The organism is Candidatus Polarisedimenticolia bacterium, from assembly GCA_035764505.1.
GTDB lineage: Bacteria > Acidobacteriota > Polarisedimenticolia > Gp22-AA2 > AA152 > AA152.
Genome location: DASTZC010000138.1, coordinates 1 through 10,817, shown reverse-complemented (window position 1 = coordinate 10,817; position 10,817 = coordinate 1). Strand labels below are relative to the sequence as shown.

The window sequence follows — 10,817 nt, the reverse complement described above, 5'->3', positions numbered from 1 at the left end:
CTCGCTGGATGAGCCCTTCCTGACGCGCTTCCCGCGCTTCTACGCCGCGGACATGACCTGGGAGACCGACGCGCAGATCCTCCAGTACCTGGACGCCATGCAGGCGCACGGCCGGAGCGCCTTCGTCAACATCGTCCAGCCGGCGATCCTCAGCGGCGACACCGCCACCATCCAGGCGCGGGTCAACGCCCTCAAGAGCCACCCCGCATTGGCCGGCTGGTACCTGTTCGACGAGCCGGAGTTCTACTCGGTAACGCAACAGCAGCTCGAGACGGCCTATCAGGCGATCAAGGCGGTCGATGCGCTGCATCCCGTGACCTTCGCGGCGCCGGGATTCGCGCCGGGGTATACCTTTCTAAATGCGATGGACTACGGCATCCTCGATCCCTATCCCATCCCGAACGCGCCGCCCTCCGACATCCTGACAAACCTGGCAAATGCCCGCGCGACCGGGAAAGCGTTCGACTACACCATCCAGGCGTGGGAGGCGGACATGAACCTTCGGTGGCCAGGCGACGTGCCCAACCCCACGCGCTTCCCTTCGCGCGAAGAGACGCGCAGCCTCTCGTATCTGGCGCTCAACGGCGGGACGACGAATCTGCTCTTCTACGGCTTCGGGGAGGCCCACATCGTCCCCGGGGTCACCTGGGAGTGGATGAAGACCGCCGACGTGGCCAACGAGCTGATCCGGCTGGGGCCGATCTATGCGTCCACCGATGCGCCGCTGATCGCAGTGGACCTTCCGAGCCTGCCCGCCGAGCTCGACGCCGGCGTGCGGCAATGGCAGGGAAAGGCCTACGTGACGGTGGTGAACAAGACCGCCGCGCCGGTCAGCAGAACCGTAACTTTCTCGGGCTGGTTGATTCAGAGCGCCAAAGAGGTAGTTGGCCAAAGGTCCGTAACGAGGACCTCCACGAGCCTCACCGACACCTGGCCGGCCTTTGGAGTCAACGTCTACGAGCTGACGATCGCCATCCAGGCTCCGACCAATCTCGTCGGGACACCCCTGGCGGGACGAGTGAACCGGCTCACGTGGACGGACAACGCGGCCAACGAGAGCGGCTTCGAGGTCCAGCGAGCGCTGAAGAGCGGCTCGACTTGCGGGACCTACGCGACGATCGGGACGGCGCAGGCCGCATCAGGGACCGGCTCGACGGTTACCTACAACGATGTCGGCACCGGCAGCAACGCGCCGCTCGCCACCAAGACCTACTGCTACCAGGTGCGAACGACGCACGCTCAGGGCGCGTCCTCCTGGGCCGGCCCCGTCTCGGTGAAGACGAAGAACTAGCGTCACTTCGGCCGCGACAAGGGTGACGCTCGTCTGATGGGGAGCTGGCGTGTACTCCCAGCTCCCCAACTCGACGCTCAGGCCCGGTCGGCCTGGGCCCGCATGGACTCTCGAGGGATTACTCCGACTCGCGGAGGAAACCCTCTCTCGGCGGCGCCTATGATACCTGGTGATTCGCCCTACTGAGGCTCGGCGGATTTCATGCCGGCGACCGCCATGCGGATCTTGAAGCCCTGATCGGGGCAATCGATTTCCTGGAAGCAAAACGGCGGACGGGGGGCGACACAATTCGCCGAAACACAGCCCAGATCGATCGAGCCGTCGGGATTGGGCGTGCTGAGGGCCCAGCATTCCCCGCCCTCAATGACACAGAAGCAGTTGAACGTGGTGCCGCTGCCGCTCGCCGGCTTCAGCATGACGGTATTCTTCTGGGCGCCGGGCTCCACCTTGGTGCCCGGATCGAGCCTGACCTTGCCGTCCCTGAAGACCCCGCCGGGAAACTTGAATTCTTTGATCTGGTTGACCTGCAGCTCATCCGAGGGCTGGTACTGCCCGCTTTGGGAAGCGCCGGGGCCCGGATTGCTCTGTGCCGTCTCGGGCTTCTGCGCCGGCGCTTCCTTCTGGACCGAGCATGCCACCAACAGAATCGAGACCAGGGCAATGGCCGCTGCCAAACGCTCTCGAGACATTAGTGTTCCTCCATGTCATCCGGTCGGGGTTTCGAAGCGGTGGAACATGCTGCCGAAGCTGCGCCAAGGTGAACCGCGGACTCTGATCTAGCGTCGACGACGCCGGCGACGCGAAGCCGGCCTTTGCGCGTCTCCTTCTCCCATCGGGGCATGCCGGTCGAGAATGGCCTGCATCCGGGAGTCGCGGCCCGATCGGCTCCTGCTCCGGTGTCCTCCGCTCGAGGCCTGGCCTCCTCCGTGACGACGTGCCGAGCTCGACGCCTGACCTCCCTCATGATGACGACCCGAGCTTGAGCCCTGCCCTCCGCCATGATGGCGCCCCGAGCCGGAGCCGCCTCCCGCGCGATGAGAATGGCTCCCATCGCGGCGATGGCCCCCTCCAGAGCGCCCGCCGCCCCGGGAAGCGCGCTGCGCCCCCTGGGTCGGGCGCCGCGAGGCTTCGAGGCGCCCCTCGCTCTTCTTCTCATAATCGAATTCCGGCAGCGTGACGCGCAGGAGAGGCGCGCCGAGAGCGCGCTCGATGGCGCGCAGGTCCACCTCCTCCTCCGGCGCGATGAAGGTGAAAGCATCGCCGGTCGCCTCGGCACGCGCCGTGCGTCCGACCCGGTGGATGTAGGCGTCGGGTGTCTCCGGGACGTCGAAGTTGATCACGTGCCCGAGCTGCTCCACGTCGATGCCGCGCGCGACGATGTCGGTCGCCACGAGCACCCGGTGCTTGCCCGCCTTGAATCCTGCCAGGGCCGCGGTGCGCTGGCTCTGGCTGCGGTTGCCGTGGATGCGCCCGGTCTCGATGCCGCGGCGCTCGAGGTACTGCGCCAGCTGGTTGGCGCGGTGCTTGGTGCGCGTGAACACGATCGCGTCGCTGACGACGTTGCGCTCGAGCAGCTCGGCCAGCAGCGCCGGCTTCAGATCGCGCCGCACGGGATAGACGGCCTGGCGGATGCCGGCGGCGGGGGCCGCCTTGCGCTCCAGGTTGATGGTCGCGGGATTGTGCAGCATCTCCCGGGAGAGCGAGACGATCTCGCGGGGCATCGTGGCGCTGAAGAACAACGTCTGCCGCTTCCGCGGCAAGCGTTGAAGGATCCTGCGTACATCCGGCAGGAACCCCATGTCGAGCATGCGATCGGCCTCGTCGAGGACCAGCACTTCGAGGCCCGCCAGCCGGGCATAGGGATGGCGCAGGTGATCGAGCAGCCGGCCCGGCGTCGCGACGATCACGTCCACGCCGCTGCGCAGGGCGTGCTCCTGCGGCCCCATGCCGACGCCGCCGAAGACGGCGGCGCCGGTGACCGGCGTGTGCGTCGCCAGCTCCTCCAGGTCCTCGTGCACCTGGGCGGCAAGCTCGCGCGTCGGAGTCAGGATGAGCGCGCGCGTCACCCCGCGAGGCCGGGGCGCGAGCCGCTGGAGGATCGGGAGAAGGAAAGCGGCGGTCTTGCCGCTGCCCGTCGAAGCACAGGCCAGCAGGTCGCGGCCTGAGAGGGCCGGCGGGATGGCCTGCTCCTGGATCGTCGTCGGATTCTTGAAACCGAGCTCATGGACACTCTTCAGGAGCTCGGGATTCAGATTCAGGCGCGAAAAGGGCATCAGGACTTGGAGCTCTTGGTCGCGCGGCTCATGAGGAAGTGCTGGGTCAGGGCGTTGTCGGTATAGAAGTCAGCGATGAGCGCCTCCATTTCGCGGCGGTAGGCAGCCAGCTTCTCGGGCTCGCCCTGCAGCGACTTGACCAGTTTGACCAGCGGCCCGGCGGTTTCTTCCATGAACTGGCGCAGGTGGTGAACGCTCAGCCCCGGCTTGTAGAGCACGCCCACCGTGAATTGCAAATCGCTCACCGCGTCGCCCAGGCGGGCGCGCACGACGTTGGGATCGCCCCACTGCTGGGGCGGCGCCGCGCCGGCGGGCGGCGGCAGGTACTTGCCGACCAGCTCGAAGATGCGCCCGGTGAACAGGTCGGGAGGCCAGGTGGAAAAGGCGATCCGCCCACCCGGCTTGAGGACGCGCAGCATGCCGGCCACCGCCACCTCGGGCCGCGGCGCGAACATGTGGCCGAACTGGCTGAGGACGACATCGAACGAAGCGTCGGGGTAAGGCAGGGCCTCGGCATCGCCTTCGGTGAACTCGATGCTCACCCCCGCGAGCGAGGCGTTGTGCCGCGCATGCTCGAGCAATGCGGGTGTCAGATCGAGAGCGCGCACCTGCGCGCCGGCGCGGGCGGCGGTGACCGCCACCGGTCCCGTGCCGCATGCGAGATCGAGAACCGCATCGCCGGACCGCACGCCGGCGAATTTCACCAGCGCTGCCGCGGGCCGCGTGGTCGCCTCCTGCAGAGGCGCGAAAAATGCCCAACCCTCACGCTGCGCTTCCTTGAACTTGACGAATGGATCCGTGCTGTTCATGTTCCCGCTGGCTCCTCTTATTCGGCGGGTGTCCCATCAGGGGGGTGGGTCACCGGGAAGCCGTATGATAATCCAGCTTGCGATCGGAAAACTGGTCGCGCGAGGTGGGCGGAGGCTCCCGGGGTTGTTAGTATGCAGGAACCCGGTCCCAATTCGTCAGGGAGGGTCAGTCATGACTCAGGTATTCTCCAACCTCGGCGTGACGGTCGATCGAAGACTCCACGAATTCGCCGATTCCTACCACAACGCATGCGACCGGCTCAAGAAGAAGAGTCTGAACGAGCTGTACGACGACGCACGAGACTGGATGCAGCACAACACGGGGAAAGTCATCGTGGGTGCTGCCGCAACCGGCTTTGTCCTTGGATGCCTTCTGCGGCGCTCGTCACGACGGTAAGAATCTTTCCTGCTGAAAACGGCATGAAGGCCCCGGGGCCTTAAAGTCCATGCCGTATCTATATGCGTAGGTCTTACTCTGGCTAGTCGAATTCATAACCGCGAATAGAAGTCAGCGTGGGACCGGTCAAACCGCCCTTCTTCAGAAAAAGTGCGAAAAAAATCGGGAACGCCACCACCCTTTGCCTTCCGTCTGCCTGGTAGTCTCCGACTCTGTCCTGCGGCTTTCCATGCCGAAGCACTGATCGCTGCTTGACGTTTCGAAGTCTTCCGACAACGGAACTCAATCCGTGACGACGTCCCCGATTTCCTGAAGCACCCGATACCTGCCACGCCCGGACCATTATTAATAACCCGGTTCGCAACCGGACCGGACGCTCCATCTTACTGAAGCGCCCGGCACCTGCCCCGAGCCCGGACCATTGTTCATAACCCGGATTCGCAGCCTGCCACCAGGCGCTCCATTTACTGAAGCGTCTGGCACCTCTCTTGGACCGGACCATTATTCATAACCCGAGCCATGAACCGGTATCCAGACGCTCCATCCTTTAGAAGCGCCCGGCACAAATCACAACCCGGAACCATGAAACCGGGAGCCGGACGCTTCTATTTTTAGAAGCGCCTGAGTGCCTGCCTACCGCGTCACTCGTCATGACGTGATACGACAATCTGCACCTCAGACGCTCCATACTCTCAAAGAACCTTTGCCTCGCAAGCCCGAGGCGATGATTACGAGAAGATGATACCCCTGGATATGGGGTGGGCAACTCGGGACAATTGCCCAGAAGCCGCGCGGGGATTGCCCTATGCGCGAAGGGGGTGATTGGCTGGCGGCGGCATGGAATCGCTGAAGGAAACGCCCTACGGTGGGAATACTAAGATCGTGTGCGAGGCACTGAACGGACGTTTTTGGATCAGGCCAGCCGCTCGAAGGCCACCTGCTCGAGATTCCTGGTGCCACCGAGAAAGGCGAATCGCATTCGGGCCGCATCGAGGAACTCATTGAAAGCCCGCAATTCATGCAACCGGTCGCAGAACTCGTCGAATATCAGGATGGTTCCTGGACGGATGGCATCCCCCAGATGGCGCAGGACATAGATGGTCGAGGAATAGAGGTCAGCATCCAGGTGGAGCACCAGACGCTCGTGCTCCGGAAGGATGAAGTCCGGCAACGTATCCTCGAACAGGCCGACGTGCAGAGCGATGCGCTGGTCGTCGAACCGGGGCGGCAGCTGGACCGAGAAAGTCCCTTTCGGCCGCGTCGTGTCCCAATCCTCCGGCAGCCCCTGGAAGCTGTCGAAGCCGTGCAGCGAAGCAAGCGGGTTTTGCAGCAGCCTGCTCCAGACCCGTAGCGACGCTCCCTGCCAGACGCCGAATTCCAGATACAGGATTCTTTCTCCTCCGATCCGCTCGGCGAGCGCCGCATAGAGCAGCTCCCGACCCGAGTACCGGGGTCGCGCGGAAAAACCCTTCGCCTTGAGCCATCGACCGGTTTCCAGGTAGTTGATGCAGGCATTCAGCGTTCGCAGCTGAACGGGCGTGACGTGCTCCCCCAGTCGGGTGAACGCCATTTGAATGCCCTGGCGCAGACGCGCCCGAAGGCTTCTGCCTTTGCGGGGCTGCTTCCAGGATCGCTCTCCCGTCCCGGCAAGACGCGCCTTTTCAGAGATTGATCGGTCCATCACCATCGCCGCGATTGATGTGAAAGGTCGGGCGGCTCCGATGAAGCGGGGCCAGCAGCGCGACCAGGGCCGGGGAAAGTGCGAGTACGAAATTCGAGGGACCGGACAGAAAGCCGGCCCGCTTCAAGGCATCGTGCCAGCCCTGATGGGATTGATTTGAAACGAGGATGTCCACCCAGCGCTCGCGCAGGAAATGTGCGGAGCCGCTCACGATCGACGCGATGTCGTCGGGAAGCGCCAGGCCGTCCACCAGGCTTCCGACACGCATTGCGCCAAACTGCTTATGGGTCTCGAAGGGAGTATCCAGAAGTACGGACCAGCCGATTTTTTCCCCGCCTCGGTTCCAGGCCAGCCTCAGGAAGCGGGTATCGTCCGCCGGGTAGAGCAGGTTCAGAACTTTCCGGTCCCGCACCGCGGCGAAGGAATACAGGGGAGCGCAGCGCTCCCAGAGGGTGTCGGCCCAATCCCCGAACTCCTCACACATGATTTCGACGCTGGCGTCCGTGGGCGTCGTGGATCTTGCACCTTTCATCCAGCTGGCCGCCTTCAAGGTTCGAATACCGAGCCAGCCGGCTCCTGAAGCCGCGGCCACATCGCGGACCGTGCGGCGAACGACTCCGTGGCGGAATACATGGATGTTGCGCAGGAACCGGTAGGCATGCTGCACGTCGTAGATGAACGGAATCTCGAAAAGCGTCCAGCCAAGACTCTTGAGCATCCTGGCGAGAGGCTTGTCCATTCCTCCCATTCCCAGGCAGAACAGCCGCGGCTCTTCCTTGAGGGCGCTCCGGAGCAGGGTGAGACCCACGGAAGCATAGGCCTTGTCCACGATCCCTTCGGAGATGGGCAGCCTGAGATGGGCGATGCGGTGCTTTTCACCGTAGATGGAGAATTCCTGGCGCTTCAGGATGAAACCGCCCCGAACGCTCTCCTCTTCGACCGCCAGGAACATGTCCTGGAAGATGTCCCGGCCCGGGAGCTTGGGAAGCCAGGGCGTCAGCGGATGCTCGGGAAACTCGAAATCGCTTCCTCCGGCGGCGAGGCGCCGGTTGAATGCCTGCACCGCGGGCACCCGATCTTCCGAAAAAGCTCGAATGCTCACGCTCAAGGGGAACTCACCGATTTCGAGCCCTGACCTTCCAGCTTCCGTTGCAGGATTCGGGCCACCGCCCCGAGGTCCGACATCGCGGCAATCTCATCCGGCTCGAACACCACCGAGAACCGGGCCTCGATGGCCATGACCAGATTGAGATGCTGCACCGAGTCCCAGCCATCCACCGTATCGGGTGAGGAGGCGGCCGCGACCCGGCTGCGCGGGACCTGGAACAGGTCGGCCGCCAGAGTCAGGATTTCATCCAGGCGGCTAGACATTGGCCGGCTCGCCGACGATCTTGAGCTGAAACCATTCCGGCAGCTTCACGTCACTCCTTTCCAAATCGAACCGCCACAACGTCCTGTCCCCCTCTTTCTCGACTTCCTCGAAGCCGTGCTCGGCGTAAAAGCGGGCTGCCGGCGGATTCTTCTTGGTGGGAATGAACCAGCCCTGCATATGCCGCGCCCCCTCGGTGCGCGCCAGATTCATCAGGTGGGACAGGAAGGCTGTTTCCACCGTGCGATTGATCACGCGACAGCTCAGGAGAAACGTGTCGATCTCGCACACCGGGCCCACACAATGGAGGATACCGACCCCGACGATCCCGTTGTCGGCGAACCGATCGGCCACCTGGATCGACAGAATCCGGTACCCGGGACGGAGCGCCAGGTCGGCGATTTCCTGCTCGGAATACCTGCGGGTCGTCAGGTTGAACTGATTGGTTTTGTTGATCAGCTGGCCGACGCGTGCCAGGGTGTCGGCATCCAGCCGACGGATGGTGGCCACCTGCTCGAGGGAGCGATAGAAGTCCTCCCGGGTCGCGACACCACTCTCCAGCTGCCGCGATTCGCGCCGGGCGGCGTAGAGCTTGCCTCGCTCGGCGTCCTCCGCGGTCAGGCGGACCCGCTGGAAGGCCGGGTAGTCCATCAATGCCGCGACTCGCGACCAGGGCTGCTCGGGAAGCTCGAGTACCTTGAGCTCCGGCAGCGCCGAGCGGACCTGCTGCCGCTCCACCGGGTTGTCATCGATCAAGCAAAGGGAGTCGAGGCCGATACCCAGCTCATCGGCGATCTCTTTCAGGTTTTCCGACTTGGGCCGCCAGTTGAGGCGCATGGCCGCGAATTGATCGGGACGAATGGCCATGCCCTCGTGCTTCGTCAGGGCTTCCAGCGCATCGGCCTCGTTGTTCTTGCTGCAGACCGCCAGGAGGATTCCGCGGCGGTACAGGCTCAGCAACGCCTTCTGGAAGGCCAGGTAGGGCGCTCCCGCTCCTTCGGAGCCGAGCTGGATCCCTGTCATCCCGTCCTCGCCGATGACCCCTCCCCACATGGTGTTGTCGAGATCCACCACCGCACACTTGGCGGTTTTCCCCGCCAGGGGGAGGAGGAAGCTTCGCCATGCCTCGGCCAGGTGAACCAGCTGGCCCGCGGAGATCGGCAGCCTGACCGCGGCCCACTTCTGCTCGTCTTTCCAGGCATCTTTCCCATGCCGCGAAACGAGCCCTTCATAATCGAGGACGTACACCCCTTCATGGATCCGTGACAGCGCCTGAAGAGACTGGTTGGCGCGCCGGAGTATCGAGCCCTGGCCATCCTCGCTCTGGGCATCGACCAGGCCGGCGTCCAGGAACGTAGGAATTTCCAGGTTGTGAATGACCAGATGCGCTTTGCTCGTCTTGCGGAAGGCGCGGATGAGATTGTCGAAATGCTCTTCGAGGCGGGCCGCCTCGGCGTGGAAGCGCCCGGCCGTCGACGCCGGGTAGCCGGACCACAGGTCCGGGGCAAGATCCCGGGTGTGGGCGGCAAGAATGACAAGGTCCGGCCGAAATGCGTACAAGGAGCTTTCGGGGTCGAGGATCTCCTGTGCGTAGGCGTTGAATGCCCCGACGTGAATCTGTAGATCGATGCCGGACACGCAGGCTCCGGCGCGCAGCAGCGGTAGAACCGGCTCGACCGTGAAGGAGCGGAGGACGGCAAGCCTCACCGGCTCCAGGGGAAGCTGGAGCGAGCGGAAGCAGGAAAGGATGTAATGGGCTGTCTGAGGACCCGGATGGGACTGCCAAAGCCTGTCCAGGTATGCGGCGGCCTCGTGCGGGTGGCTTTCGAGCGACTCATCCACCCGCCGGCGCAGGTCGGCTATTTGTTCGGCTTCATTCACGGCGGTGCCCTTTGGCCCTCCTCCAACGGGCGCCTGTCGGCGGACTTTCCTGGAATCAGCGTTTCCAATTCTGCCATTTTCCTCGGGGAAAGGGAACCGGCCCACAGGAAGCGGCCCTTCGGAAAGCACGAGGACGCGAGCCCCCGGAGGTGCGGCCGTTCGCAATTCGGTGAGGCTGTCCTAGAGAGGGCCGGGATCGGCAAAGCGGGATTCGGTCAGGAAGGACCGATCGGTCAGGCTCTTCAGGAATTCGATCAGATCGGCTCGCTGCTCCTCATCCAGCTCGAATCCCCCGATGAGGTCGCTCTTGTGAGGGTTGTCCCGGCCCACGCCGGCGTTCGGTCCGCCGACGATCGTCCTTCCCCCGGCCGCGTAATGCGCCAGCACTTCCTCCAGCGTGGCGATGCTGCCGTCGTGCATGTAAGGGGCCGTCACCTCCACGTTGCGCAGCGTCGGGGCGCGGAACCTTCCCATGTCCTCGTCCTTTTTCGTGTGCTGGAAGATTCCGGTGTTGTCCTCGGGGTAGAGGCCCACGCCGCCAAGGTTGTAGAGACCGGTGTTGTGGAACGTGGGAGCCAGCGGCTCCAGCCCGACAAAGGCGACCGGACCCGAGAAGGTGAAGCCTCCGTGGCAGCGGGAGCATTTCAGCTTATCGGAGAAGAACAGCCTCATCCCGCGCAGGGCCGATTCGGAGAGGGCAGGCTCTCCACGATAGACGAGCCGGTCGTAGGGTGCGTCCCCCGAGACGAGGGTCCTCTCGAACGAGGCGATGGCCCGGCGCACGTTCAACATGTTCACCGGACCGGGTTCCCCGGGAAAAGCCGCCGCGAAGCTCCGCGCATAGTCGGGTTTCGCTTCGATCCGCTTCAGGGCTTCCTCTTCTCCCGCAAGACCCAGCTCCACCGGATGCCGGCCATACATCGGAGTCAGCATCTGCTCTTCCAGGCGTGTCATGTCGGGATCGGCCCAGGTCAGGGTGGCGTCGTAAGCGGCGTTGGCGAGGCTCATGGCGCCGCGCGGATGGAGCTCGCCCGTCGACCCGACCGCCCGCGCGCGGCCGTCCGTGAAGGCGAGTGCCTGCCGATGGCAGCTGGCGCATGCGTAGGTGCCGTTGCC

10 protein-coding genes are annotated in these 10,817 nt (G+C 64.2%); 2 read left to right on the top strand and 8 right to left on the bottom strand.

All coding sequences use genetic code 11. The features are described 5' to 3' along the window. Nucleotides 1-1,291 (top strand): hypothetical protein (locus tag VFW45_09730; protein ID HEU5181063.1); only part of this gene is annotated, 1,291 nt, incomplete at its 5' end. Nucleotides 1,292-1,470: 179 nt separating this feature from the next. Here the strand turns inward: VFW45_09730 and VFW45_09725 are convergent. The 3 genes from VFW45_09725 to VFW45_09715 all read right to left on the bottom strand — a co-directional run bounded on the left by VFW45_09725 (nt 1,471) and on the right by VFW45_09715 (nt 4,373). Next, nucleotides 1,471-1,980 (bottom strand): hypothetical protein, encoded by a 510-nt coding sequence (locus VFW45_09725; protein HEU5181062.1) that lies wholly within the window; start codon nt 1,978-1,980, stop codon nt 1,471-1,473. Between the two features lie 87 nt (nt 1,981-2,067). Next, a complete protein-coding gene (locus tag VFW45_09720) occupies nt 2,068-3,564 on the bottom strand; it encodes a DEAD/DEAH box helicase (GenBank protein HEU5181061.1) in 1,497 nt (498 codons plus the stop codon). Further along, on the bottom strand, nt 3,564-4,373 hold the full coding sequence (locus tag VFW45_09715) for a class I SAM-dependent methyltransferase (protein ID HEU5181060.1): 810 nt from the start codon (nt 4,371-4,373) through the stop codon (nt 3,564-3,566). The genes VFW45_09720 and VFW45_09715 overlap by 1 nt, the downstream gene beginning before the upstream one ends. A 172-nt stretch (nt 4,374-4,545) precedes the next feature. Between VFW45_09715 and VFW45_09710 the strand changes: the two genes are divergently transcribed. Next, nucleotides 4,546-4,770, top strand: a complete 225-nt coding sequence (locus VFW45_09710) for a hypothetical protein (protein HEU5181059.1) — start codon at nt 4,546-4,548, stop codon at nt 4,768-4,770. Nucleotides 4,771-5,683: 913 nt separating this feature from the next. Here the strand turns inward: VFW45_09710 and VFW45_09705 are convergent. The 5 genes from VFW45_09705 to VFW45_09685 form a co-directional block, all read right to left on the bottom strand. Beyond that, nucleotides 5,684-6,340 (bottom strand): class I SAM-dependent methyltransferase, encoded by a 657-nt coding sequence (locus tag VFW45_09705; protein ID HEU5181058.1) that lies wholly within the window; start codon nt 6,338-6,340, stop codon nt 5,684-5,686. 91 nt (nt 6,341-6,431) lie between these two features. Then, entirely contained in the window at nt 6,432-7,553 is a 1,122-nt protein-coding gene (locus VFW45_09700; GenBank protein HEU5181057.1) for a hypothetical protein, read from the bottom strand. 2 nt (nt 7,554-7,555) lie between these two features. Next, complete coding sequence (locus VFW45_09695) at nt 7,556-7,822, bottom strand: acyl carrier protein (protein HEU5181056.1); 267 nt, start codon at nt 7,820-7,822, stop codon at nt 7,556-7,558. Then, nucleotides 7,815-9,701 carry an HAD-IIIC family phosphatase gene (locus VFW45_09690; protein ID HEU5181055.1) on the bottom strand — a complete coding sequence of 629 codons (1,887 nt, stop codon included), beginning with the start codon at nt 9,699-9,701 and terminating at the stop codon, nt 7,815-7,817. Before VFW45_09690 ends, VFW45_09695 begins: the two co-directional genes overlap by 8 nt. A gap of 180 nt (nt 9,702-9,881) precedes the next feature. After that, nucleotides 9,882-10,817 (bottom strand): MbnH family di-heme enzyme (locus VFW45_09685; protein HEU5181054.1); only part of this gene is annotated, 936 nt, incomplete at its 5' end.